20 protein-coding genes and 2 pseudogenes are annotated in these 24938 nt (G+C 59.9%); 6 read left to right on the top strand and 16 right to left on the bottom strand.

Annotated elements, in window-relative coordinates:
* Positions 1–10: 10 nt before the first annotated feature.
* Positions 11–160: pseudogene (locus tag OKW30_RS36130) on the top strand (GmrSD restriction endonuclease domain-containing protein); the annotation flags it as partial.
* A gap of 36 nt (positions 161–196) precedes the next feature.
* Here OKW30_RS36130 and OKW30_RS36125 read toward each other — a convergent pair.
* Together OKW30_RS36125 and OKW30_RS36120 are read right to left on the bottom strand one after the other, a co-directional pair.
* A pseudogene (locus tag OKW30_RS36125) lies at positions 197–463 on the bottom strand (hypothetical protein); the annotation flags it as partial.
* Positions 464–823: 360 nt separating this feature from the next.
* Positions 824–1213, bottom strand: coding sequence for a winged helix-turn-helix transcriptional regulator (locus OKW30_RS36120; protein ID WP_429349227.1), 390 nt, complete (start codon positions 1211–1213; stop codon positions 824–826).
* Between the two features lie 221 nt (positions 1214–1434).
* On the opposite strand from OKW30_RS36120, the gene istA reads away from it, so the two are divergent.
* The 3 genes from istA to OKW30_RS36105 all read left to right on the top strand — a co-directional run bounded on the left by istA (position 1435) and on the right by OKW30_RS36105 (position 4628).
* Positions 1435–2982 (top strand): IS21 family transposase, encoded by a 1548-nt coding sequence (gene istA / locus OKW30_RS36115; protein WP_184071870.1) that lies wholly within the window; start codon positions 1435–1437, stop codon positions 2980–2982.
* A gap of 18 nt (positions 2983–3000) precedes the next feature.
* Entirely contained in the window at positions 3001–3759 is a 759-nt protein-coding gene (istB, locus tag OKW30_RS36110; RefSeq protein WP_429348982.1) for an IS21-like element helper ATPase IstB, read from the top strand.
* 233 nt (positions 3760–3992) lie between these two features.
* Complete coding sequence (locus tag OKW30_RS36105; protein ID WP_429349226.1) at positions 3993–4628, top strand: glutathione binding-like protein; 636 nt, start codon at positions 3993–3995, stop codon at positions 4626–4628.
* Between the two features lie 398 nt (positions 4629–5026).
* Here the strand turns inward: OKW30_RS36105 and OKW30_RS36100 are convergent, their stop codons facing one another.
* The 14 genes from OKW30_RS36100 to OKW30_RS36035 all read right to left on the bottom strand — a co-directional run bounded on the left by OKW30_RS36100 (position 5027) and on the right by OKW30_RS36035 (position 22510).
* On the bottom strand, positions 5027–5950 hold the full coding sequence (locus OKW30_RS36100) for a proline dehydrogenase family protein (RefSeq protein WP_429348981.1): 924 nt from the start codon (positions 5948–5950) through the stop codon (positions 5027–5029).
* A gap of 597 nt (positions 5951–6547) precedes the next feature.
* Positions 6548–7597 (bottom strand): NAD(P)H-dependent flavin oxidoreductase, encoded by a 1050-nt coding sequence (locus tag OKW30_RS36095; RefSeq protein WP_429348980.1) that lies wholly within the window; start codon positions 7595–7597, stop codon positions 6548–6550.
* Positions 7598–8222: 625 nt separating this feature from the next.
* Positions 8223–9434 (bottom strand): ATP-binding protein, encoded by a 1212-nt coding sequence (locus tag OKW30_RS36090; protein WP_429348979.1) that lies wholly within the window; start codon positions 9432–9434, stop codon positions 8223–8225.
* Positions 9435–9436: 2 nt separating this feature from the next.
* Positions 9437–12148 carry a TrlF family AAA-like ATPase gene (locus tag OKW30_RS36085; protein WP_429348978.1) on the bottom strand — a complete coding sequence of 904 codons (2712 nt, stop codon included), beginning with the start codon at positions 12146–12148 and terminating at the stop codon, positions 9437–9439.
* Between the two features lie 22 nt (positions 12149–12170).
* A complete protein-coding gene (locus OKW30_RS36080; RefSeq protein ID WP_429348977.1) occupies positions 12171–12365 on the bottom strand; it encodes a CopG family transcriptional regulator in 195 nt (64 codons plus the stop codon).
* Between the two features lie 298 nt (positions 12366–12663).
* The gene (locus OKW30_RS36075; protein ID WP_429347570.1) at positions 12664–13824 is read right to left on the bottom strand and encodes an IS30 family transposase; all 1161 of its coding nucleotides are present in this window, start codon (positions 13822–13824) and stop codon (positions 12664–12666) included.
* Between the two features lie 179 nt (positions 13825–14003).
* Complete coding sequence (locus OKW30_RS36070; protein WP_429348976.1) at positions 14004–14735, bottom strand: alpha/beta fold hydrolase; 732 nt, start codon at positions 14733–14735, stop codon at positions 14004–14006.
* Between the two features lie 355 nt (positions 14736–15090).
* Entirely contained in the window at positions 15091–16635 is a 1545-nt protein-coding gene (locus tag OKW30_RS36065) for an alkaline phosphatase family protein (protein WP_429348975.1), read from the bottom strand.
* A 151-nt stretch (positions 16636–16786) separates the two neighbouring features.
* On the bottom strand, positions 16787–17479 hold the full coding sequence (locus OKW30_RS36060; RefSeq protein ID WP_429348974.1) for a hypothetical protein: 693 nt from the start codon (positions 17477–17479) through the stop codon (positions 16787–16789).
* Positions 17479–17961, bottom strand: a complete 483-nt coding sequence (locus OKW30_RS36055) for a glycoside hydrolase family 108 protein (RefSeq protein ID WP_429348973.1) — start codon at positions 17959–17961, stop codon at positions 17479–17481. The genes OKW30_RS36060 and OKW30_RS36055 overlap by 1 nt, the downstream gene beginning before the upstream one ends.
* Positions 17962–18015: 54 nt before the next feature.
* Positions 18016–19491 carry a tetratricopeptide repeat protein gene (locus tag OKW30_RS36050; RefSeq protein ID WP_429348972.1) on the bottom strand — a complete coding sequence of 492 codons (1476 nt, stop codon included), beginning with the start codon at positions 19489–19491 and terminating at the stop codon, positions 18016–18018.
* Positions 19492–19776: 285 nt separating this feature from the next.
* Positions 19777–20640, bottom strand: coding sequence for an ABC transporter permease (locus OKW30_RS36045; RefSeq protein ID WP_184061632.1), 864 nt, complete (start codon positions 20638–20640; stop codon positions 19777–19779).
* 16 nt (positions 20641–20656) lie between these two features.
* A complete protein-coding gene (locus tag OKW30_RS36040; RefSeq protein ID WP_184024643.1) occupies positions 20657–21451 on the bottom strand; it encodes an ABC transporter ATP-binding protein in 795 nt (264 codons plus the stop codon).
* Positions 21452–21490: 39 nt separating this feature from the next.
* Positions 21491–22510: an ABC transporter substrate-binding protein gene (locus OKW30_RS36035; protein ID WP_184073615.1), complete on the bottom strand. Its 1020-nt coding sequence runs from the start codon at positions 22508–22510 to the stop codon at positions 21491–21493.
* 279 nt (positions 22511–22789) lie between these two features.
* On the opposite strand from OKW30_RS36035, the gene OKW30_RS36030 reads away from it, so the two are divergent.
* Both OKW30_RS36030 and OKW30_RS36025 read left to right on the top strand, forming a co-directional pair.
* Complete coding sequence (locus tag OKW30_RS36030; protein WP_018423692.1) at positions 22790–23467, top strand: response regulator; 678 nt, start codon at positions 22790–22792, stop codon at positions 23465–23467.
* A 2-nt stretch (positions 23468–23469) separates the two neighbouring features.
* The gene (locus OKW30_RS36025; protein ID WP_187619659.1) at positions 23470–24855 is read left to right on the top strand and encodes a sensor histidine kinase; all 1386 of its coding nucleotides are present in this window, start codon (positions 23470–23472) and stop codon (positions 24853–24855) included.
* Positions 24856–24938: the final 83 nt, after the last annotated feature.

The raw sequence follows: 24938 nt of genomic DNA, 5'->3' as shown, positions 1-24938 counted from the left end.
CTGATACGCCATGAGCACCATTGCACCGCATTACCGAAGCGTACAGCGGTTGCTGCAAAGCCAGTCGTTCTCCATCGACGAGTACCAGCGTGAGTACAAATGGAAAAAGGAAAACATCGACGAATTGCTGTCGGATCTGCAGGCGAAGTTCTTCAGTCACTACAAGCTGGGCGATGAGACCCCTGCGGTCAGTGGCTACAGTGAGTACTTTCTCGGCCCTCGCCATCGACTCGCGCATGCGAGATACCGACTCGTAGGCAGCAGGCAACTCGATCGCCATCGGAAGAGTAATGAGGTTGTCTTTCCAGAGTTTGGCTTCGTCGTCGACGCGCTCGACCTCGTCGAACACCCCTGCATCGAATGGGTTCTCTGGCCGGCTCGATACTTTCACGTTCCCATTAGGCAGACCCTCGAAAAGGCGCTCGGCATCATGGCGGGTACGTTTCGTCTTTCCTTTCTTCATTGGGCTCTCTGCAACGAGGTTGTCGCTAACGCGTAGGCCATAACGACCGAAATCGGGCGCCACTTCCTCTCACGCGCGTTTGAAGATGCTCACGATCCTATTCTGCGCTATTCGCATGTTACCGGCTTGCGCGGCGGCAATGGCGCGGCTTATGCCGCCGCTCCTGCCGCCGGACATCAGACGGGTCGATCCTCGCACAGGATCAGAGGATGAGCGGACGGGCGTCTATCGACTTCTCGCGAAGTCTCCTTCTACCACAGCGGTTATCGAATGGAAGGAGGTGGCAGAATCCGGGCAACTGAACTGCCGTACCCGACCCTGAGCAGCCCCTCGCCTCTGCCAACAACGGACGTTCGGAAATCAAGCACTGTTCGGAGGCGCAACTGCTTGTGTCTCCTCGAGAGATTCGAGCGCTGGACTTTCAGGTTCCAGTTCAGGGCGGGTCTTAAGCCAAAGTCCAAAGTCGCGCATGACGTCGACGACAGGCTTTAGCCGCTGCCCATCCTCGGTGAGTTGGTACTCCACCTTTACCGGCACTTCGGCGAACACTGTCCGTTGGACCAGGCCGACCTGTTCGAGTGCACGCAAATCAAGCGTCAACATGCGCTGCGATATTCCCGGGACATCCCTGCGCAGATCGTTGAACCGCTTTGGCCCATTCAGCAAATATGACACCAGCAGCAGGCGCCAGCGACCACCCAGCAAGCGCATTGCCTCTTCAACTGAACACCCTGTTGCGCTTATCTTCATTGCTTTTTCCCGCTTAAGTATATTTTTTGTACCTATACTGAATATTCCACGCCAAAGTGAACAGGGATTCCACGGCAAAAAGAACACGAATTCCACGGCAAAGTTAATGCCGATTCCACGGCAAAAAGAACAGGGTTTCCACGCCATCGCGAACACGGTTTCGGGGTGGCGGCGACGCGGGTCAACGGTGGCACGATCGACAGTTTTGTCGGGAGTGCCGAATGGCAAATGTCAGGTTGACCATGCGCAAAATCAGGGAAGTGCTGCGGCTGCATTTCGAGTGTGACCGCAACCAGAGGGAGATCGCCGACGCGGTCGGTGCCTCGACAACGACGGTGTGGCATTACCTGCGCCGCACGCGGCTGGCGGGGCTGGGCTGGCCCCTGCCACCGGAACTGCTGACGGACGACGCGGCGCTCGAGGCGAGACTGTATCCGCCGCCGGCACGGCGCGAGCCAACGCGCGGCATGCCGGACTGGCCGGCGGTGCATCGCGAGATCGGCAGGAAAGGCGTCACGCTCGATCTGCTGTGGCAGGAATACAAGGCGCAGCATCCGGACGGCTGCGGCTATAGCTGGTTCTGCAAGGCTTACCAGGAATGGGCGCAGCGGCTTCCTGTCACGATGCGGCAAACGCACGTGCCGGGCCAGAAGCTGTTCGTCGACTACTCGGGCAAGAAGCTCGGCATCATCAATCCGGACACCGGTGAAGTCCGCGAGGCTGAACTGTTCGTCGCCGCGCTCGGCGTGTCCGGTTTTACCTTCGCTGAGCTCACCTGGACCCAGCAGTTGCCCGACTGGATCGGCTCGCACGTGCGCGCCTTCGCGTTCTATGACGGCCTGGTCGAGATCCTGGTGCCCGACAATCTAAAATCGGGCGTCCACAAGCCGGGGTTCTACGATCCGGACATCAATCCAACCTACCAGGAAATGGCCAGGCATTACTCCGTGGCTGTGATCCCGGCTCGCAGTAAAAAGCCGAGGGACAAGCCGAAAGCAGAGCTGTCGGTCCTCCTGGTGCAGAGATGGGTCCTCGCCCGCCTGCGCAACCAGCGCTTCTTCAGCCTGGGCGAGGCCAACCGGGCGGTCGCCGCGTTACTGGGCGATCTGAACAACCGGCCCTTCAAGAAACTGCCCGGCTCCCGCCGTAGCGTCTTCGACGAAATCGATCGTCCGGCACTCAGGCCCTTGCCCGAGCAGCCCTATCAGTACGCTGAGTGGAAGGTCGCGCGTATCGGCCCTGACTATCACGTTGAACTTGATCAGCACTATTACTCGGTCCCATATCGCTACGCGCGCGAACAGGTCGACGTGCGCCACACGATCAACACCGTCGAGATCTTCCATCGCGGCCAACGCATTGCCGCTCACGGCAAAAGCGCTCGCCGTCGCTACCACACCACGATCGACGCGCACATGCCGCCGGAGCACCTGGCGGTCGCCAAGGGCTGGGACCCGGAGCGGCTGCGCAACTGGGCCGCCGACATCGGCCCGCATACGGCGGCTGTCATCCAGCACCTGCTGGGTGCCCGCAAGCACCCCCAGCAGTCGTATCGCACCTGCCTGGGTGTGCTGCGCATGGGCAAGGATTACGGACGCGACCGGCTCGAAGCTGCCTGCCGCCGCGCGATCGATCTGAAAGCGCCGAACTACAGGTTCATTGACTCGACGCTGAAGAACGGCCTGGACCGGGAGCCCGAACCTGCCACCGGGCAGGCCGACCTGCCGCTTGTGCATGCCAACGTGCGCGGGCCTTCGTACTACCACTGAAGCTGAAAGGGAGTCTATATGCTGCATCATCCCACTGTCGACAAACTGCACGCGCTGCGCCTGCCCGGCATGGCGGCGGCGCTTGCCGAGCAACAGTCCCAGGACGGCATTGACCGACTGGGCTTTGAAGAACGTCTGGGGCTGCTGGTCGAGCGTGAATCCAGTGAACGTGACTCGCGACAAACGGCGGCCCGGCTGCGCCGGGCCAGACTGAAGGTCCCCGACGCTTCGCCCGAGGACATCGACTATCGCACCGCCCGCGGCCTGGACCGGGCGCTCACCGCCCGACTGCTGACCGGTGAGTGGCTTCGGGAGAGGCAGAACCTGATCCTGGTTGGCCCGACCGGGCTCGGCAAGAGTTGGTTGGGTTGCGCCTTCGCCATCCAGGCGTGCCGCCAGGGGTTCTCCGCCTGCTATCTGCGCGTGCCGAAACTGAACGAGGAACTGGCGATCGCACACGGCAGCGGGCGCTACGCGCGATGGCTCGCCCAACTTGCCAAGACGGATCTCGTGATTCTCGACGATCTGGCAATGGCGCCGCTGACTGATTCCGCGCGGCGCGATCTGCTTGAGGTTCTTGACGACCGTCGCGGGCACCGCTCCACGCTCGCTACCTCCCAGATCCCGGTGGACCACTGGCATGAGGCGATCGGCGAACCCACTGTCGCCGACGCGATCCTTGACCGGCTGGTGCACAACGCTCATCGCATCACGCTCGCGGGCGAATCGCTGCGCAAGACGCGCAGTCGATTGACCGCAAAGCCGCAGTCCGAGTAAAAAGGTAAAGGTCCCGCGTCGCTGCGCTCCGTTTGTTCGCGATGGCGTGGAATCCTTGTTCACTTTGCCGTGGAATCACGATTCACTTTGCCGTCGAATGGCTGTTCTCTTTGCGTGGAATACGCACCTATACCACAAAATTCTGCCTTCTTCTCTTTTTATCCTCGATGGGCGATATTAGTTTCCACCCCACACACGTGGCGGTACATGTTTTCGGTCATGAGGAAAAACGCATGAAGCTATATCACGCACCCGGTAGTTGCTCACAAGCGATTTGCATCGTCTTGCAGGAAACCGGGTTGAATACGGAAATCATCAAGGTCAATGCCCGCAAGCATTTATTGGATGACGGAACTAGCTACTACGATCTTGCCGAACTGGGATACGTACCGCTCTTGCAGCTAGACGATGGTACGTTTCTGCGTGAAGGACCTGTCATCGCGCAGTATCTTGCCGATCAGCGCCCCGAGTCGGGATTGGCACCCGCCCACGGCACGAGAGAACGCTACCGGATGCTTGAATGGCTCAATTTTCTGACTTCTGAAGTTCATAAAGGCTTCATCCCATTGCTCTATGCTGTCGCGGCGGGCAGATGGGTCGATACCGCCAGGCCAAAGCTCGAAAGCAGGTACGAGTGGATTAATCAGCAGCTCGCTGGGAAGCAGTTTCTAATGGGAGACGTTTTCACCATCGCCGACGCCTATCTGTTCGCGCTAACGGGCTGGGGTAAGGCTACATGGATGCAGTCCGTGTACAACGCGAACGTTGATTTCAGTTTGCACCGTCACCTGCAGGCTTGGTACGAACGTGTCAGGGATAGGTCAACGGTCCAGCGCGTCCTGAGTGAAGAGGGATTTCTAGACAATTGAAGCGTGATGCCGGATGAGTTCTCGGTCGACCCCTTCTTTCGGCAGACGCAGGTCGTAAATTGTCAGCGATCTTACCGAGGGCGTCGACCGTCCGTTCCTGGCCGACTGCTGCCTGCTGGCGTTCAAGGCTGGATTGCGTCGCCGCCGAGGATCTGCATCAGAGTCTTCGCGTTACGCTGCCCTTGGTCCTCGTAATTGTTGTTCTCTACACCGACAACCGTTACAGGCGACGACGGAGGACAGTGAACGACCCCACAACGGCCGTCCGGACTTATCGAAAGTGGCCGTTCGAAACATAGACCGCGCTAGCGGCTGGCCGGGGCTTTACGGTCAGCCTCGATTAACATCGAAGCGGGATCAACGATTTGGTCGGTCCCGCTCCGCTCGCTCTGCCGAAACTACCACCCCGCTCGAGCGCTACCTATCATCGTCGCCACGATATATCCCGCAATGCGCGGATTCTCCTTGATTCGCCGGGTGCTGTAGCCATACCAGTCATGACCGTATGGCACATAGACGCGCACGTTGAAACCTTGCGCAAGCAGACCGTCGCGCAGCGGTTCGCATACCCCTAGTAGCATCTGGAACTCGAATCGTGACCTGTCAATCCGCTCGCGTTGCAGCCAATCGATCAGCGCATCTATCAATTGGGCATCGTGCGTTGCAATACCTACGAATGCCCCCGCCTGTATTGCGCTCGAAACGTGCCGAACGAAGTGGGTATTGATCGCAGCACGGTCTCTCGATGCGCCGTCAACGAGATGCTCGTTTGCCTCTGCATAAATTCCCTTGCAAATGCGCATTGAGCTTTTGCGTGCCTGCAGCGAGACAATGTCCGTGTTCGTCCGCGTCAAATATGCCTGTAGTGCGATACCGACTGGATACCCCTCGGCTTCGAGCCTGCAGAAAGCGTCGAGCGTTTTCTGGGTGCAACTGACGTCCTCCATGTCGATGCACGCGCTGATTCCGTGCGGCGCCGCCGCCCGCAAAATCTTCGAGACACGCGTCAGGCACGCGTTTTCGTCGAGATGCAGCCCCAGCGCGGTCAACTTTATCGACAACTCGGTGCGCATATTTTCCGCACCGAGCGCCTGAACGAGATCGAGATAATCGCGAGTCATCGACTCTGCCTGATCCAAAGAGGACGCAGTCTCGCCCAGGACGTCGATGGTTGTTCGGAAGCCTTTTGCGTCGAGCGCGTGGATGCGCGCGAGGGCGTCGACTAGCGTTTCGCCGGCAATGTAGCGGCGAGAAATCTTACGGATCAGTGCACGAGGAACGAGCGGGATGGCGCGAGCCGCCATCGTATTGAAAATACGCATGTTGTGGTCTCATGAAAATGCAATCGCACGAATCTAGAGGCAAGAAATTCGATTCGAGCGACATCACCGGACTGTTGTTCACAGGCCCGGGACGAACGCCAGCGTCGATGCAATTACCGCATCGACACAGGCTTTCAGTGCATTTTCGAGGGAGGCCAGGCAGCTGCGTGCATTGTTCGAATGGAGGTTTATACGGTTAACCGTGGGGCGGATCAAGGCCTGCTTTCGTTACTTCAGTCAGGCTCCGTGATCGTAGCACGAGCGAAGGAGCGCTGGTCGTGAACCGGTGAACGATCTTGGCCGACCTCTGCTTGACGACTATCGGCAGAAACCGACCCACAGTACACCCTCAGCTTTCTCGATAACAGACATTCACGAGGATCACGTCGACAGCTGCTAGGCTACCGGGTGCACACAGTCTCCACAGACTGGCATCTCGTTGCGCCCGCTGAGAAGCCGATGGGACCGGTCCGGATCGTACCCACAGTAGAGCTCTGGACGCGTTGTCTTTAGAACCTGTGTGGCGCCGGACGAAAGCGCTGTGAACGGCGTCTGCACGCGTATGCCCGGATCCTGGCGCCTCTGGCTCACACTCTCCTACAAACGAAGACCGGACGCGCATTTCAGCGCTTCCTCCCAGAGCCGCTGTGTTAAAAGCCCGGCATCCTCCTCGCGCGCCAATGCTGCCGCTTCGCCCGCCCAGAGAAGCGAAAAATCGCTGTATCCACTTTTCTCGAACGCGACGCGAAGCGGATCCACTGCACCGGTTGCCAGCGGAAATGTCGGTGCGACCGCGCTCATCGGTCCTTGTTCGCGCATGAAGCGGGTCATCAATCCACGTGCCGGCCGACCCGTGTAAAGATTAGTCAGCCGTGTCATGTCGTCACGCGCGGTTCGCAAGGCTGCGCGGTGAATGCCGGACCTGCCAGCCTGAGGCGTCATCAAGTAGGCCGTTCCCAACTGCACGGCACTCGCGCCAAGAGCAAAGGCTGCTGCAATCCCCCTTCCGTCGGCAATCGCGCCCGCTGCGATAACAGGTACGCTCACCGCGTCCACGATCTGCGGTAAAAGCGCAAATAAGCCGGGTTGCGCAGTGATATCTGTGGTGAGGAACATGCCCCGATGGCCGCCGGCCTCTGCGCCCTGCGCGATGATGGCGTCGACACCGCGACTCTCAAGCCAGCGCGCCTCGTCGACCGTCGTCGCAGAAGACACAATCATCGCACCGGTACATCTCACCCGCGCAAGCAGGCCCTCGTCAGGCAGCCCGAAGTGGAAGCTGATCACAGGTGGCCTGGTCTCTTCGATTACATCGCACATGGACTCATTGAAAGGCGCTCTGCCCGGTCCTCTTTGGGCAGCGGACAAATCAAGGCCGACTTCCCTGTAATAGGGGGCGAGTAATTCGAGCCATATCGCTTCAGCTTCCTCATCCAGGCTCGGCGAGACGTGACAGAAGAAATTCACATTGAACGGAGCTGACGTTTCCGCGCGAATTGCGCCGATCTGTTCGCGTAGCTGCGCAGGAGTGAGCGCTGCACAAGCAAGCGAACCTAGGCCACCTGCCTGGCTGACCGCAATTGCAAGGGGGCTCAGAGAACCGACCATCGGAGCTTGAACAAGAGGAATGCGGGAAGGGAGTGTCATTGTCTCGTCTGCAAGAAGGCTAATATTTTCCGAGGCGGACTTCGGAGATATTGGAGGTGGGATGCCCGCGCTGTTGGTGCAATCCTAGCTTGGGCGGTGAAGAGAGGCGATGTCACCTGCATTGCTGGCGAGCCGATTGTCGGCAATCCAGCCATTGACGGTGACTGACCGCAGTTGGCCGACTGCTGCCTGCTGGCGTTCAAGGCTGAATTGCGTCGCCGCCGAGGATCTGCATCAGAGTCTTCGCGTTACGCTGCCCTTGGTCCTCGTAATTGTTGTTCGCTACACCGACAACCGTTACCGGCGACGACGGAGGACCGTGAACGACCCGGAAGCGTCGTTCGGATTCGGGCTTTGGCAATGACCGCTCTCAAGTATAGCTGTCGATTGCCCCATGAAGTTGATCGGGGCGTTAATCGGTCCCAGTAGGCGCGCGCTCAAGATGAACACCCCTGTCCGACCTCATATTGAGCGCGCCATAACGCTATCCGAATCTTGTCCAACTTTTTGGCTCACTGCTACTCGCTTGCTATTGCACATACATCCACATCCCGTATCACTAAAAATACCATGCTCATCATTGCATTCCACTATGACAGAATGGATCACTCACCGGCCGTCCGGATTACCGGAGAAGTCGAACAGTGAAACGTTCTCCATCCTCGATCAGTTCTGGTTCGGTCCTATTGTGTTCTCGCATACATTTCACAATTTTGCGCGGAACACCCATGCCGGAATGTTCAAGGTATCCGTAGTCGCGCATAATGTCTTTGAGAAGTTGATTTCGCGCGGCGCGGCAGCCAGTAAGCATTCGTGCGGGTGTAATGCCGTTAGGCAAGCGGCCGGGAGAAGTGACTTCTAGCCGATCCTCATAGATCGAAAGCTCAATATCGGTGCTGGAAAGCAAATAGTCTCGATGCACCAGGGCGTTAACGATCGCCTCGCGAACAGCCTCGACGGGATAGGTCGGGCGGCTTTCGCGCCGCGCGCCGCCTTCCTCGAGTTGCCCGCCAATCGGCGTATTGCGTTGGACGAATGCAATGGCTTGCTCCACAAGACCGGCATCAACGATCTCGTCGGCATTGTTTAGCAAAGGAGACATAGGTCCCCGCAAAGCAGCTCTTTCACGGGCCGCGTAGTCTTTTTCTACGCCCGGATAAGCGACGGCATCGATGCCGGCTTGTGGCAGGAATCGATTTGGTGTCCGGCCGAACAGAAGAACGCCAGAAACAGTAATACCGTCCTCGACCATGATCTCCGTATTAAAGAGTAAGGTCTTCCACGCAGATTCATCATTGATATCCGGCGCATCTTGCCCTCTCACGTATACGAAATAATTCGATAGACGCCGCATGTCCAAATCGTCCAAGGTTGCGCCGGATACGGGTCGCAGTTCGGCACGGAAGCTGCCACGCTGCTGGAAAAGCCGGCCGAGTTCCTCCGGAGTTGGCTCGCGACTCTGGGTTCCAACTCGAATAAAATACGCATTCTTGTTGTTGTGCCAAAGGGTATGAACATCAAATCCGCGTGAAACACGCACAATCGCAACGTCCTTTCCCGGCTCAACGTCTTTGATCTGCTCGTAGAACGGAATCAGCCCTGGTCGTATTTTGTCTCGGCAGGCTGTCATAACCCACTCTTCTAGGCGTTGCCGCGTGATGCCGCTGATGCTTCCGTCATCCTCAACCCCCAACAAGACGATCCCGCCCTCAAGGTTGGAGAAGGCGACGAGTTCTTTCGCCAAGTCATGGTTTTGAATATCGTCACGCTTGAATTCGACGCCTGAGCTTTCGCCATTGCGGATGATTTCAAGCAATTCGGTGTGGGTCATGGTCATATCTAGAATCCATATTTCTGGCGGCGCATCTCAAAAGCGGCCTTACCGCCTTCAAGGATTTCTTCCACCATCTCGCGCACGGGCGCCATATCAATCGAGCCCACGTGCCGTTCGTTGATGCGCCCTTGAACAGCCTCATTTTGAACGCCGGTCGAAAGGCCGATAATTAGCTCGGCGTCGCCAAGCACTGGGATATTGGCATTGTGCGTCGAAAAGACGAATTGTCGCTTACGCTTTTCGTCCTTCATTGTCGGCACAACGCCTTCCGTGATGAAGCGATTGTCGAGATCGTCCTCGGGCTGATCTACGACGAGAGGGGCTTCCGACTCCAACAGCAGAAGCAGGAGAACGGCCGTTGCCTTTTGGCCGGTCGAGAGGGCCTCAATCGTTTGCCACGTTTCCGGGCCGCCTTCGGAGGAGGTGTTTAGCTCCATCTTGGTAGTCGCGGGCAACTCCAGCTCTTCCAGCCGCATGAAAATATCAGGCCCTGCCTGGGCAAGGCGCTCAGCAGCGGCGGGCGGAATGCTGTAGTTACTGACGAGCGAATCTTTACCCTCACGGCAGCGTTGCGCGAAGTCCAACAGCGACAGGGTATCGCGGCTTTTTAAGCGTTCCAGCAGTGCTGCAAGATTTCCGCCAATTTCATCACGCAAAAGCTTTTCTAGCGGCTCACGATTGCCGCCCATCGTAACCGCGGCCCGCACCCGGCCACACAGCATTTTGGAGACACGCTTGGCTGCCTTCTCCAAGGCGCGATACTCGCCGGACTGAAGGTTGACCCACTCATCGAGCAAGTTGCGCCGATTCTGCTCGTACGCGACCAAGTCACGAGTGAGCGCTTCCCTTTTTTCCCGAAGCGGCCTTAATTCCTCGATCTGCCGGCGCAGACGGATGAACTCCTCGCCGTCAATCTTGGACTTCTGAAGTTCGCGCAAGAGGGCTTGGTAAGTGGCTTCTGCTGTTTGCTTGCGTTCGTCCCAACGGCTACGCAGGGCCGACAGGTTAATATCGGAGGTGGAAAGCGCCTGTTCGATCTGTCCGGCAATCGTTTGAAGTTGCACGGTCACCTGGTCGAGAATCGCTGCACCCTCTAGCAGCATCTCACGGTTCGGGAGGCCTTCCAACGCCTTGGCGGATAGGAAAGCAGTATCGATCGGCAGAAGTCCGGCCAGTTCCTCGCGCAACGTCGAAACTGGAGACAGCCTTTCTTTGATGGTCCCCAAAATTCGCTCCTCCCGTACTAGGAGACTCTTCTCCTTCAATCGCTCTTCCAAACCAGCGTCCTGAAATCGCTTTTGCGTTTCTTCCAGGCTCGGCAAAAGGCTAAGGCGCTCCTCGATCAGCTTGATTTCCCGTTGCACATCATCGATCCGGCCGCGTGACCGTTCGAGTTCCAGGCGCAATTTCGCTTTTTGGGCGCCGGCATTCGGATCACGCTCGACAAATCGCTCCAACAGGAGCGTAAGCTTCTGTCGGCTCTTGGTTAGTTCAGAGATTTCGTGTTGGCCGAATATCTCAACGCCCGGTGCCACATCAAGAGGCGACAGGTTTAGAACCTTACCAAGCTCGTCCTTGACCACAGGCGGGTTGGGTATCGTCCGCTCGATCGTGTAATCATGCCTGGCGGGATGATGTGACCGCACGAGCAACGAGATCTTGGTACCACTTTTCAGGACGTGCTTCAGAACGCCTTGGTGGGTCTTGTTTGCCTCTTCTCCAATGGGATCGATGGCAAGTGCGTAGCGAAGGCTCTCGATGACCGTCGATTTCCCCGTGCCCCGCCCCCCCACCAGCACATTCAGGTTGCCGTTGAAATGCAGGCGCGTTCCGTCAAGGAATCCGCCTTCCCAAGTCATGGCGATGAACTCGGCATGGGGCTCGGGGTGGGGAGCGCTGTGCAGGCGTATCCGAGAGTCTGGATCAAGAAACGCTTGACGTAGGCCCTCCACCGACAGAGCCGACATTTTGATAAAGCAGCTTGATCGTGGCTCAGCCAATTCCTCTGGGCTGTTCACATCGGATGCATTGATAATGGCGACGCGTCGTTCTCGCCTATGCGCCGTATCCTTGTTCTCCAAGATGGCGCGCACGTTTTGCGGAGCGTCGTCAACTGCTCCAGGCAGGGCGCAGGCGTAGAGATCAGCGGATTTCCACGCATTCATGCGCGGCTGCCCCTCAAGGGTAGCCAACAGGCCGTTGTCTGCGGCGACGTGGGCGGCGATTGCGATGCCACCCTGATGGTGTACGCGGGCCAGTAGATCAAGGCAGTTCTTGTCGCCTAGTGGTGAGAGCGCTGCGTGATCGCGCACGCCCATTTCGCCAATAAAACGTTCCAGGAGATTGTCTTTGTCAGGATCATAGAGGCATAGAAAATGAACGCCATCACTGGTTGCCGCCTCGAAGCCGCCAAACGCGAAAATGCCAGCCGCCCGAACCGCATTGATTAGGCCAAAGGAATCACTAACGCGGTAGTGATCAGTGATGGCAATCGCTTCGATGCCATTGTTATGACAAGCCTCGATGATCGCGGCGTTATAGTCCGCCTCGTTTTGAAACGCGGACCGCTTGGCATGGCGACCGTGGTAAGCAAACGGGTTAACCTGAAGAGCGCAGCGATAAAAACGCGCGCCATTCGGCTGCTTCAGCGCTTGATTGAGCGCCTGAGATCGTGTCATATCGTTTTGCATCATCCCCATGTCCTGCTTGCAATTCAAGCTTATTCGCTCTGGTTCAGCATTAACCCGCATTCGGCAATTGATCGGAGACGTACTTTTCGGCAGCATCGCGGATAACCCAAGCGATGGAGACCTTCTTCTGCAAGGCGATGTGTTCGAGAAGACGATACAACTCGGGCGGGAAGCTCACCGAGGCACGAACCGCCGCATCGCCCCTCGCTCTTGCCCCTTCCTTATTCCTGCCGATTGTCATCATGAGTTCCGTTGGCTAAGTTGCACCACTTTACACCATTATGATGCAATTCTCAGTGTGCTGCCGACGTTCGCAAGTATGGACCATGACAGCGGCACTCCGCGCCGGCGGGGCGTGAAGAAGGCTGGACGTAGCTAGCGTGGTGGATGTTGCGGGCAAAGTGGGGCATGTGTGCAGCCGCACTACCTCGGTGTGTCGGCCCAAGTCCCGTAGTTGCCTTGTCACAGGCCGTACATGCCCCAAACGGGTGATGATGCGACCTTCGTCTTTGCATGCCGAATGGCTGCTTGCTGAGGCGGATTCAACCGGTGGATGCAATAGTTTGCTGGAATCGTTCGGCGGGCGTCTCGTAGTCCAGTGTCTTTCTTGGACGCTCGTTCAGTCGTCTTGCCACAGCGTTGAGTTTGGCCTGCGAATACACTGACAGATCGGTACCTTTCGGGAAGTACTGCCTCAATAGTCCATTCGTGTTCTCATTCGACCCACGCTGCCAGGGATGTTGCGGGTCGCAGAAGTAGACGGCAATGTCGGTGGCGACGGTGAAGCGCTTGTGCCCGGCCATCTCCGTCCCCCGATCCCAGGTGAGCGACTTGTAGAGTTCCTGCGGTAACTTGCTGGCATGTTTGATGAGCGCATTGATGACCGTTTCGCTGTCCTTGCTGGCTATCTTCACCAGCATGACATAGCGTGTCTGGCGCTCGACGAGCGTCGCAATCTGGCTGCTGCCGCTACCGCACAGCAGATCACCTTCCCAGTGGCCCGGTACCGCGCGGTCTTCAACGCTAGCCGGGCGTTCGCTGATCGATACGGTGTCACGAATCCTGCCGTGATCCTCCGTCTTTAGCGTGTGATGGCGCGAACGGCGCATGGCCCGGGTGCGCCGCAGGTGCTCCAGCAACTCCTTCTTCAGGGCCCCACGGGCCTGTATGAAGAGAGAACGATAGATTGTCTCGTGGGACACGTGGTAGTCCTCGTTGTCTGGGTACGCGCGTCTGAGCCATCCGGCGATCTGCTGCGGTGACCACTGCAGTTGTAGCTTGGCTGCCACGATGTGCGCCAACATCCGGTGCTCAACCAGTTTACAGGCTTTGGGTCGCTGCGCGCGATCCCACGCGAGCTGATCGGCGTGGCTTGCCCGATAGCCGTCCGGGCCGCTGTTACGTTTGATCTCACGACAGATGGTGGAGGGAGCTCGCGAAAGTCGCATGGCGATTGACTGGATCGAATCGTCGGCCGCAAGTGCCCGTGAGATCTCTTCGCGCTCCTCCAGCGTCAATGCCAATCCCGATCGATGCCTTTGTGGTGGCTGGATTCCACCTGTCTCAGCCAGAATCCCCTGTACAGACGAGTGGTTCCGCTCAAAAAGCTGGGCGATCTTCTGGAGAGACTCTCCCTTCCGCCAACGTTCCCACATCAGCGCTTTCTGCTTCTCGCTGTAGTAAATCCGGCGTCGCTGTTTCATCTGCAACACTCCCACTGCTTGCGCAGTCTTCAGTGTGTTGCATCCACCGGTTGAATCCGCCGAGAGGAACAGACGTCTGAACGTCAGAGCGACGGCATAAGCGAACGACGCGTCTTGGCCGCACTGTGCCTGTCACGTCGCGGCGATTGTCGCCCCCCACGTTATCCGCAGCAGCCGACCTATTCTGCCAAGAATCGCTTGATCGCTGCTGAAAATTCGACATCGTTGTCGAGCATCATTAGATGGCCGCTATTGGCAATCGTGTAATCTCCAGCGCATTTTTTCGATGCCCAGTCCGGTACGTTCCAGCCTTTGCGGGAGTGCTCACCGGACAGCAAATACACCGGATGCCGATCGAAGACCTGCTCGAGCAATCTTAGGTAATCATCTTTTCCCGTTGTTGTGACTACAGATTGACCCATTGCGCGGAGAGTGGATGCTGGTTGATGAGCAAGCCACCGGGCGGCGATCTCGCCAACATACGGCGCAGATGTAGTAACGGAACCGCTGATCCAGGCTAGTGGGTCAGCACGAAAATCTGCCAGCATGGCGTCAGCCTCGCTCTGGTTCATCCGTCCTACCGACGCGGACCAGAACGCATCCTCCAACGTGAAATTCCCTTCGACATTGACGATCCTGCGGATGTACTCAGGGTAGGTCCGAGCGAACAACATAGCGATCGCACCACCAACGGAATGACCAACCACGTCAACGGGTTTGCTTCCAAAACGGGCATCCACGAACGCTCGCAGATGCTCGACTTGGCCCGGTAGGGATATGGCATTGAACGGAACGGTTTGGTGCTCGCCGTACCCAAGCAGATCGGGCGCGGCATGCGGCAACTCGTAGCCGGTGACGTCGAGCGTACCGATGAAGCCGTGAACGAAAACGACAGGAGGAACGTTGCTCATGCTTGTTAGATGGGAACTGTTTGAAGTCGTTGGGCCGGCATCTCGATGCGACGAGTGGCGAGCCGTTGAGGAAATTGTCAACGGTTTTGATCACCGTGTCGACTGTCTGTTTGTGGCCGTTGTCCGCGCGATAACGCTTGTCGCCGGGAAAATAGCCGGCGGCGCTGCGCTGCGGCGGTCCCGCACCGAAACTCCCGGTTTCTGTGGCACGATTCACCGTCGGCTTCACTGATACCGTCACTGCCAACCGGCCACTGCGTCAAAACGATTGAAATAGTCGAAGAAATCCAAGGTCCCCGATTTCACGAACTCTGGCATCCGGCAACGTTCCGCACTACCACCGCTTTGCGGCGTGCTATTTCTGCGAGACCGGATTGACGGACGAGGCCGTTTCTTCCGCATCGTCTCGCGCGATGCCCGGCGTCGCCTCACGGACCGATTGCCGCAAGCGCGTGAACGCCTGGCTCGTGCGTGCATTGCGTTGGTCGCGTGCGTCGTAGAAGTCCTTGCTGAGCCACTGGCCGAGACTCATCATCAGCGAGCCCAACGCGCTCTTGAAGCGCACCCATGCGTTACCAGTGCGCGCCAGTTGCGCGGCCGCCTCGACCGCCTCGGCGGCGAGCCGGTCCAGTTCCGCGTGCAGATAGTCGGCGAAATGATGCAGGCCATGCTGATTGCCATTCGACGATTTGCGCTCCAGTTCGACGTGCTGCGCAATCAGCGATTGATTGGGCACGCGAATAAACGGCGGCGTATTGGTGCGCGCGCCGCCGCCACGGCGAATTGCCACACCGAGGTTCGCGGACGCCTCGGTGCGCTTGCCGAGCGGTGGCATTTGCCACTTGTCGCACAGGTACTTCAGCAGGCTGCAATGATCGAATCGTTCGTTGCACACGCCGGCTTCGCACCACGGTGACACCAGGATGGCGGGAACACGCACGCCGAGTCGTTTGAAATCGAAGCTCGCGGTGTGGTCGTCGGGCGCGAGCGCGTCGGCCGGCGGCGATACGTGGTCGTAGAAACCGCCGTGCTCATCGTAGAGGACCACCAGTAACGTGCGCTCCCACAGCGCCTGATTCGAGCGCAGCGCATTGTAGGTATCCGCGATCAGCTTCTCTGCCTTCATGATGTTGTGCGGCGGATGATCGTCGTTCTGCGCTTCGCCGAAGTACTTCGGCTCGATCAGTACGAATTGCGGAAACTGACCGGCGGGTCCCGCTGCGTCCTCGAAGAATTTATCGAAAGAGCGGTAATTCGCGAGGTTTTCCGCGCGTCGCTGGTTCTTCAGCAGCAACGAGGCGGGGAAGTCGTAGAAATAGACGCTCCACGTTTTGGGCGCGGCGTTCAGCCGATCGAAAATCGTGTCCTGATCCTGCTCGGTGTACCAGCGCGGATTGAGCCCGTCGAGTCCCGAAGGCATTCCGATCTCGCCTTTCGACGTACCCGTCAGCGCGAAAAAACGGTTGGGCCACGTCGGCCCCGGCAATGACGAGAACCACCGGTCGCACACGGTGAATTGCGAACCGAGCGTGTGCAGCGCGGGCAGAAAGCCGAGCGGGTAATAGCCCATCACGTCTTGCCGCGCGGCGAGGCTGCTCTTCGGGTAGTCGTTCACGAACGTACGCACGAAACCGCTGTTGTCGGCGGCGATCTGTTCCATCACGGCCTTGTGCTCGTGATTCGGATCGTGCTTCATCTGCCGCTCGCGCGTTTCACGCGGATAGAAGGTGTGGCCTTGACCGTCGGCGTTCGATTTGCCGGCCGCGTTGCGCACGCCGTCCAGTTTGTCGTGCACGGCGTCGAGGCAGCCGAGCATCTGGTCGAACGAGTGATTCTCCATCAACAGTAGCACGACGTGTTCGATCGGATCGTTCCGCGCGTTCTGCTCGACGTCACTCATCTTTTATCGCTCCACTCGGGACGGGATGGACTTCGCGTTGCCAACTTAGCGCAAAACGCGCGCTGGCGAAAGAGCCCTGCTTTGAGGCGGACATGCACGCGACGGTCAATGTACTTCGTCGCGTGCATGATTCGCTTAACGTAGCATCGACTCAACTGCCGCCCGAGAAGATCGGACCTTGCCCGCCCGGCGCGAACGATGGGAAGTGGTCGCCGGACGGCGCGGCCGCCGCCGGCGCGTGCGCTCCCGACTGCGACGCCGGTTCGCGCAACGTCAACGCGCTATCGGCCGTGATCGGCACGCTCGGCTTCGCGAGCAGCTCGGTCTTGCGCATCGAGCCGACCGACGTGCCGAAGTAATAGCCGATGATGCTGATCCACGCGGTTCCCAACGCGCCGACGATCACGTTGACGAGATCCTTGTTGCTACCCGGCAAAGGCTGGAACGCCATCAGCAGCAAAATGCCGAAGAAGCCGGTGGTGACGGCCATCGCGAGCACCTTCGGGACCCAGTCGCGATTGGCGACACCCATCGCGCGTGCATTCGCAGTATCGCTCGTGGCGATGCGGGCCATGTCGGCGTCGTGCGCGAGGCTCGACTGCGCGGCCGTCACCATCAACTGCTGCAATTGCAGCGAATTCGCGCTTTCGGCCTGGCGAAGTTTTTCGAGTGCGCCGGGGTCGTTCAACGCGGGTTCCACGAAGGCCGGGTCGCCCGGCGTGCCGAGCGCGTGCGAGATGATCGCGGCGGCAGCGGTCACGCCGAGGCCGACCGGACCACCCACGAGCCCGGCGAGAAGCGGGGCGGTGCTATTGATATTCTTCGCAACTTTAGACCAGTCCATCATGCTGCTCCCAGGAGAAGATTGGCTGCCATGCGTTCGGTCCAGCCGCGGCTGAAATTCGGCCACGAATGCAGGTTCCGCAGGTACCGCAGACGATACGCGGCGAAGCGCATCACGAACTTCATCGGATCGGCGTTCTTGACCGCATCGAGCGTGTCGGGGCCGAACTTGCCGTCTTCCTTGGCGCCGGACGCTTTCTGCATCCACAGCACGACGAGGCCGCCGTTGTAGTTCGCATCGAAAATCTGGAAAGCCACGCGCGGATCGAGTTCGTCGAGATGCAACGGGTCCCAGTACCTGCGCTTGGCGATCTGATGGGCGGTATCGAGCGGCAGGTCTTTCATCGGGCCGTTATAGCCCTCACTGCGCGCGACGCGCGCTGTCACACCCCACATCGTTTCGCCGCCTGGATCGGCCGGATTGAAGCTGTACCCGCCTTCGTTTCCGATCAAGGCTTTGAACGCATCTTCGAAGCTGTCCATCGAACTGTCTCCTGTTCGGCTGTGTTGCCAACTCAAATGGCGAATGCGCGCGGCTCAGGCCGCTTGCATCGCCCGTCCTACGGCGTCGCGTACCGTATCGAGCGATGCCCGAAGCGGGTACGACGTCATGGGATTCGAAACGGGCTTGACGCGCAGGTCAGGCCTCGATGTCCGGGTGTCGGCTTCGTCGGGCGATGCGTCCGTCGAGAGCGCCAGCTCGCGTTCGCGCGCCGACAACGTGCCGGCGTCGAGCTGCAATGCCTGTGCATACTTGCGCGCGGCCTCGCGCAGCGCGCCTTTGTGTTCCAGCGCGTGGCCCCATTCCACATAGGACGGCGCGAGATCGGGACGCAACGCGACGGCGTGCGACAGCTTGTCGATTGCTTCGTCGTCGTGGCCGGTTTTGACGAGCGCCTCGGCCCAGTCGTGCAGCGTGTCGACGGAGTTGGGGTTCATCTTGGCAGCCTGCCTGAATGCTTCGAGTGCTTCGCGATCGTGCTTCTTCGAATGCAACAGCACGTCGCCGAGCAGTCGCAGGTTTTCAGCGGTGCGCGACTTTTCCTTCGCGCCGGCCCGCAGTTCCTTTAGCGCATCGTCGATGCGGTTCTGCTGTTCGAGCGCAATGCCGAGACCCGCGCGCAGCACCGCCGAGTGCTTGTATTGGGTCAATGCTTCACGGATCTGCTGCTCGGCTTCTGTCGAGCGCTGCTGACTGTCGAGCAACCACGCCTTGCCCGCGACTGCCCATTGGGCTTGCTCGGATGAGGGCAACGCGAGGACTTCGTCATAGATCCCGACGATCTCGCGATAGTCGCATTGCGCGAGCGAGCACTTGGTCTTTTGCACCTGCGTGTACAGATGACTGGCGAGGATGTTAGGTTCGGCGAGGCGCATCGCCGTGACTGCGATGTCGTGCACGAGCTTTTCGAGGTCGCGCCCTTCGAACGGCACCGTGCTTTCGCGGCCGTTGAACGGTCCGTGTTCTATCTGCACGTGCGCGACGTATGAATCCGCGCTGCTATTTGTCTTCGTGATGCCGATGTGCACGGCGACATCGTCGCGTTGGAGCACGCCTTTGATGAAGCGCACCGTCGTCGCATACGACATTTCCTGACCCGGAATCTGGATGTCCTGTTGCGCGTCGTTGCTGGTCATCGTGTCGTGCGGAATCGATTCGGCATCCTGGCCGATTTCCTTCATCGCCGACATGATCCGCTCGGCGAGAAAGTTCGCCGTATAGCCGCGCTCGGTCAGCGTTTGCGGTGTCTCCACCGGCGGTACCAGCAATTGACGCGTGAGCACGCCGCGCACGACGAGGCAGATGGAACCGATCGTCAGTAGGATGAACAACCAGGGCAAGACATACGGCCAGAGGCGTTTCGGTCCGCGGCCGATCACACCGGCGGTGTGCAAGCCGAACAGCACGAATCCGCTCGAATGATGACGATCGCGGCGATTCGCGGTGTTGGCGCGCATGAACGGGCCGCCGTACCCGTTGGTTGACCGGCGTTGACTCTGTGCACTCGACATGACTCACCTCGCTTCGATCCGCGATCGATGTTGGCAATCGCCTGACTTGCGCGGTGGGTATGCATCGAGCGTGCCATAGCGCATGGAACGGGCTGGCAGCCGGATGTTGGCTTCTGGTGGGGGATTGAAAGAGAAAAGTGTTGCGAGGTGGCCAACGTATTGCGAAAAACAGTTTGCTGGCGGGAGACAGGATGTGCGTTAGCAAATAAAAATGCCGCTCAGTCCAGAAGACTGAGCGGCATCGGTGAAGCGAACTACTGTTTGTGGACTCTGCGCTGCCGTGGCTTAAACCGAACTCGGCCGCCACTTCAACAATCGACTCTCCACCGCGGTCAGCAGGTAGTCGGCGGCAAGCGCGACCACCGCCAGCACGATCATCGCCGCGAACACGCCGGCCGCATTGAACGCGCCCTGTGCGGTGGAGATCAGCAAGCCGATGCCCTGCTTCGAGCCAAGAAACTCGCCGACCACCGCACCGACCAGCGCGAAGCCGAAGCTCACGTGCAGGCTCGCGAGAATCCAGCTCAGCGCCGACGGAATCACGACCGAGGTCGTCACCTGACGGCGCGACGCGCCGAGAATCTGCGCATTCGCGATCATGTAGCGATCCGCTTCGCGCACGCCCTGGAACGCGTTGGCGAACACGACGAAAAACACCATCACGACCGCGAGCGCGACTTTCGACGCCATGCCGAGCCCGAGCGCGATCACGAACACCGAGCCGAGCACGACGCGCGGGATCGAGTTGGCGATCTTGATGTAGAGGCTGAACACGTCGGAGAGCAGCTTGTTGCGGCCGAGCACGATGCCGCAGAAGATGCCCCCGATCGAACCGATGATGAAGCCGAGCCCCGTTTCCTCGAGCGTGACCCACACCTGCGTGAGCAGCGGCCCTTGCGAGGTACCGTTCACGAACCAGTCGACGATCTGAGCGAAGATCTCGGTCGGCATCGAGAAGAAGAAAGGGTCGATCCACTTCAGGCGCGCGGACAGTTCCCAGCCGCCGAGCACGACCACGAGCAGGAGAATGCGCAGCGAAATCACCAGAACCTGGCGCTGGCGGATCTTCTTCTGCGCAATACGCTCGACGTGAGCGAGCGACGCGGCGTCGATGCCCGAGGGCATCATCTGTTGAGAGGGTGTAGACATGTTTGCCGTTCCTTGATTAACCGATCTGCACTTCTTCGCGCAGGTCATGCCAGATATCGCGCGAAATTTCGATGAAGCGTGAGTCGTAGCGGATCTCCGATGTGACGCGCGGTCGCGGCAGATCGATTTCGTAGACTTTCTTCAGCGTGGCGGGGCGGGCAGTTAGCACGAACACGCGGTCGGCGAGCGCGATCGCTTCTTCGAGGTCGTGCGTGACGAACACGACCGAGCCGGCGCCGCCCCACAATTGCAGCAACTCGTCCTGCATCAATGTGCGCGTCTGCATGTCGAGCGCCGAGAACGGCTCGTCCATCAGCAGGATTTCCGGCTTGTTGATGAAGGTCTGCGCAAGCGCGACGCGCTTGCGCATGCCGCCGGACAGTTGATGCGGATAGTGCTTGCCGAACTTGTCGAGGCCCACGCGGCGCAGCCATTCGTTCGCTTCGTCGTAAGCGGCCGATTTCGAGCGGCCGCGATACAGCGGACCCGCCGCGACGTTGTCGAGCACCGAGCGCCACGGAAACACCGCATCGGCCTGAAACACGAAACCGATGCGCGGATCGATGCCGTCCACCGGCGCGCCCATCACGCGCACTTCGCCGGTGGTCGGCTTCAGCAAGCCGGTGATCATGCTGAGCGTGGTGGACTTGCCGCAGCCGGTCGGGCCGACCACCGCGACGAATTCGCCGCGTGCCACCGACATGCTGAAGTCGCGCAGCGCGATCGTGGCCTTGCCGTCCGGGGAAATGAAACGGCACGACACGTTGCGCATTTCGATCGCTGGCGTCTCGCGTGACATAGGTTGATTCATCGGCGGGTGCCTCGCAGTTCTGTGAATATGAAGGAAGCGTTACTTCGACGCGGTCTTGACCGGCACCGACACGTAGTCGTTGGTGTAGGTCTTGGCGAGATCGATATGCTTGCCCTTTACCGACGGATTGAATGCGGACAGCACCTTCAGCACGGTATCCGGGCCGTCGGCGGGCATCTTGCCGTCCTTCGTGAACATCGGCAGCGACGCCTTCAGCGCGTTCACGTACAGGTCCTTGTTGTTGCCGTAGTAGTCTTTCGGCATCTGCGCGGCGATGTCCTCGGCGCTATGCGTCGCGATGTAGTTCAGCGTCTTCACGAACGCATGCGAGAGCTTCGCGGCCTCGTCCTTGTGCGCTTCGGCCCACGCGCGCTGCACGTAGAAGCTCGAAGCGGGGTAGGTGCCGCCGAGCGCGGCGCGCGTGCCGTCCACGTTGCGCATGTCGACCAGCACCTTCGCGTCGCCGGTCTTGAGCAGTTGCGAGACGGTCGGCTCGGTGGTCATGCCGGCGTCGATGCGGCCTTGCTTGACGGCGGCGATGAAGCTGTTGTCCGCGCCGACCGGCAACATCGTGTATTGCGTCGACGGCACGCCCGCGCGCTGCGCGAGGTACTGCGTGAGGAAGCTGGTCGACGAACCGAGGCCGGTCACGCCGAGTGTCTTGCCTTTGACGTCGGCCATGCTCTTCAGCGAATCGGCCGCCTTCGTCGAGACCATTTCTACTTCGCCCGGCACCTGGCCGAAGACGACGAGCGCCTGCACTTCCTTGCCCTTGCTCTGCAGGTCGATCGTATGATCGTAGAAGCCGACCACGCCTTGCACCGCACCCGCGAGCAGTTCGTTCTCCGCATCGACGCCGGCCGGCTGCGACAGGATCTCGACGTCGAGGCCTTCGTCCTTGAAGTAACCGAGCTGCTCGGTGAGCTTGGCCGGCAGATAGATGATCTTGGTGGCGCCGCCGACCATGATCGTGATTTTCTCGGCGTGAGCGGCGGCCGATGCGGCGGCAAGGGCGAACGCAACTCCTGATACAGCGGCAATCTGGCGCAAGGTACGCATGAAGCAGTCTCCTTAGGTGGGTCGCCGCGAGCGTGGTGCGCGGCGCTTTTCTGGGTCAATGGGGGCGATTATAGAAACGCGAAACCTTCTGGCAGCTTTCGGGGTTTGGCGCAAAACATGGGTGTTAACCCGAAAATGCGCCGAAAATGCGCCGAAATTCCGCGCGAATCGGCACTGCGCTCGCGGCGGGCACTGGACGTATGCGGCAAACCACACGGTATGCGCGCAGCCCCCTTGTTTTAATGCACAATCGACGACCTGACTTTTGCCGTTGCCGCCATGAAGCTGCTGCTGATCGAAGACAACCCCACGCTTGCGCACTGGCTCGCGAAGATGCTGGAGCAGGAGGCCTTCGCGCTCGACGCCGTGCAGGACGGCGATGAAGCCGACCGCCTGCTGCGCACCAATCACTACGACGTGATCCTGCTCGACCTGAACCTGCCGAAGCTGTCGGGCAAGAACGTGCTGCGCCGGCTGCGTCAGCGTGGCGACGCGACGCCGGTGCTGATCCTCACCGCGAGCGGCTCGATCGACGAGAAGGTGGAGCTGCTCGGCGCCGGCGCCGACGACTATCTGGTGAAGCCGTTCGAGGTGCGCGAGCTGATCGCGCGCATCAAGGTGGCGATTCGGCGGCAGTCGCCGTCGAAAGCGGGCGAGGTGGTGTGCGGCGATCTGTCGTTCGACATCGACACGCGCCAGTTCACGCTGAAGGGCGCGCCGCTGAATGTGACGCCGCGCGAGCGTTCGGTGCTCGAAGCGCTGATCTTGCGCCTCGGCAAGACGGTGACGAAGCCGGCGCTCGTCGATGCGATCTTCACGCTCGCCGACGAGCCGAGCGAGGATGCGGTCGAGATCTACATTTCGCGTCTGCGCAAGAAGCTCGATGGCAGCTCGGCCGCGATCGTCACGCTGCGCGGGCTCGGCTATCTGCTGCGCAAGCGGGAAGACGACCAGTAACGATGGCCAATAGCCTACGCATACGCCTGCTGTGGTGGCTGCTCGTACCGCTCGCGCTTTATGTGTTCGTGACCGGCAAGACCGAGTACGACAACGCGCGGCACACCGCGAATCTGGTGCAGGACAATCAGCTGGTCGCGTCGGCGCGGATGATCGCGGGCGAGGTCGAATGGAGCGACGGCTTTCTGCGTGTCGATGTGCCGCCCGCCGCGCTCGAGATCTTCGCATCGCCATATCGCGACCAGGTGTTCTATAGCGTGCGTGTCGACGATGGGCGGCTGCTCGCGGGTACGCCTGATTTCCCGCCGCGTCCGCTGCGGGCGCCCGACGTGCCGGATTCGTACTACACGCAGTTGCACGGCCAGCAGGTGCGCGCTGTCGACATCGTGCGGCTCATGTACGACAACGGCGCGACGCGTCCCGTGCGCGTGACGGTCGGCAAGACCGTGCGCTCGCGCGATGCGATGACGCAACAGCTGTGGCGGCCGCAACTCGTGCGCCAGCTCGAAATGATCGCGCTGGCGGTGGCGCTCGTTTGCATCGGGCTCACGTTCGAGTTGCGGCCGTTGATGAAGGTGAAAGACGAGGTGGCCGACCGCGATCCGATGCAGCTCGAACCGATTCGCGTCGAGCGTCTGCATACGGAGCTGCGGCCCATCGTCGATGCGATCAATCAGTGCATCGCGCGGCTCGGCGTGCAGGTGGCGGCGCAGCGGCGCTTTATCGCCGACGCCGCGCATCAGTTGCGCACGCCGCTCACGCTGCTCGGCACGCAACTGCAATTCGCGCGGCAGCAGGAAGGCCTCAATCCCGCGCTCGACGAAGCGCTTGCCGCGATGCATCGCAGCAACCGCTCGATGGTCGGGCTCACCAACAAGCTGCTTTTGCTCGCGCAGGCCGAGGCCGCCGACAACTCGCAGCTCGCAATGGAACGCGTCGATCTGGTGCCGCTCGCGATGGAGGTCGTCGAAGATCTCGGCCTGCTCGCGCAGGCACGTGAAATCGATCTGGGCGCGGAATTGCACGGCGCGGCGCCGGTGCTCGGACATCGCGGCTTGTTGCAGGCACTGATCGCGAATCTCGCCGAGAACGCGATTCGCTATACGGGCAGCGGTGGTCACGTGACGGTCGCCGTGAACGCTGATACCGCGGCCAATGCGGTGACGGTCAGCGTGACCGACAACGGCCCCGGCATTCCGGCCGAATCGCGCAGCCGCGTGTTCGAGCCGTTCTTTCGTGCGTCGACGGATACCGAGGGCACGGGCCTCGGTCTTGCGATCGTGCGCGAAATCGCGGACGCCCATCACGGCGAGATCACGCTGAAGGCGGGCGAGGGCGGCAAGGGTGTGCATATCGCCGTGACGTTTCCGCGCGCAACGCCGAAGTGATCGGGATAAACCCGAGGTTCGCGCAACATGCACAGCCGTGAAAGCATCGGGAAGGGTTCGCACCTTCGAAATCACGGGCAGGC

The organism is Paraburkholderia sp. Clong3 (genome assembly GCF_050436485.1).
Classification (GTDB): Bacteria; Pseudomonadota; Gammaproteobacteria; order Burkholderiales; family Burkholderiaceae; genus Paraburkholderia; species Paraburkholderia tuberum.
This window is presented reverse-complemented; position numbering and strand designations above follow the sequence as displayed.

Bases quoted from the DNA above. Each gene is read 5' to 3' on its own strand.
- OKW30_RS36120 (WP_429349227.1), bottom strand. From the start codon at position 1,213: ATGAAGATAAGCGCAACAGGGTGTTCAGTTGAAGAGGCAATGCGCTTG.
- istA (WP_184071870.1), top strand. From the start codon at position 1,435: ATGGCAAATGTCAGGTTGACCATGCGCAAAATCAGGGAAGTGCTGCGG.
- istB (WP_429348982.1), top strand. From the start codon at position 3,001: ATGCTGCATCATCCCACTGTCGACAAACTGCACGCGCTGCGCCTGCCC.
- OKW30_RS36105 (WP_429349226.1), top strand. From the start codon at position 3,993: ATGAAGCTATATCACGCACCCGGTAGTTGCTCACAAGCGATTTGCATC.
- OKW30_RS36100 (WP_429348981.1), bottom strand. From the start codon at position 5,950: ATGCGTATTTTCAATACGATGGCGGCTCGCGCCATCCCGCTCGTTCCT.
- OKW30_RS36095 (WP_429348980.1), bottom strand. From the start codon at position 7,597: ATGACACTCCCTTCCCGCATTCCTCTTGTTCAAGCTCCGATGGTCGGT.
- OKW30_RS36090 (WP_429348979.1), bottom strand. From the start codon at position 9,434: ATGACCATGACCCACACCGAATTGCTTGAAATCATCCGCAATGGCGAA.
- OKW30_RS36080 (WP_429348977.1), bottom strand. From the start codon at position 12,365: ATGATGACAATCGGCAGGAATAAGGAAGGGGCAAGAGCGAGGGGCGAT.
- OKW30_RS36075 (WP_429347570.1), bottom strand. From the start codon at position 13,824: ATGAAACAGCGACGCCGGATTTACTACAGCGAGAAGCAGAAAGCGCTG.
- OKW30_RS36070 (WP_429348976.1), bottom strand. From the start codon at position 14,735: ATGAGCAACGTTCCTCCTGTCGTTTTCGTTCACGGCTTCATCGGTACG.
- OKW30_RS36065 (WP_429348975.1), bottom strand. From the start codon at position 16,635: ATGAGTGACGTCGAGCAGAACGCGCGGAACGATCCGATCGAACACGTC.
- OKW30_RS36060 (WP_429348974.1), bottom strand. From the start codon at position 17,479: ATGGACTGGTCTAAAGTTGCGAAGAATATCAATAGCACCGCCCCGCTT.
- OKW30_RS36055 (WP_429348973.1), bottom strand. From the start codon at position 17,961: ATGGACAGCTTCGAAGATGCGTTCAAAGCCTTGATCGGAAACGAAGGC.
- OKW30_RS36050 (WP_429348972.1), bottom strand. From the start codon at position 19,491: ATGTCGAGTGCACAGAGTCAACGCCGGTCAACCAACGGGTACGGCGGC.
- OKW30_RS36045 (WP_184061632.1), bottom strand. From the start codon at position 20,640: ATGTCTACACCCTCTCAACAGATGATGCCCTCGGGCATCGACGCCGCG.
- OKW30_RS36040 (WP_184024643.1), bottom strand. From the start codon at position 21,451: ATGAATCAACCTATGTCACGCGAGACGCCAGCGATCGAAATGCGCAAC.
- OKW30_RS36035 (WP_184073615.1), bottom strand. From the start codon at position 22,510: ATGCGTACCTTGCGCCAGATTGCCGCTGTATCAGGAGTTGCGTTCGCC.
- OKW30_RS36030 (WP_018423692.1), top strand. From the start codon at position 22,790: ATGAAGCTGCTGCTGATCGAAGACAACCCCACGCTTGCGCACTGGCTC.
- OKW30_RS36025 (WP_187619659.1), top strand. From the start codon at position 23,470: ATGGCCAATAGCCTACGCATACGCCTGCTGTGGTGGCTGCTCGTACCG.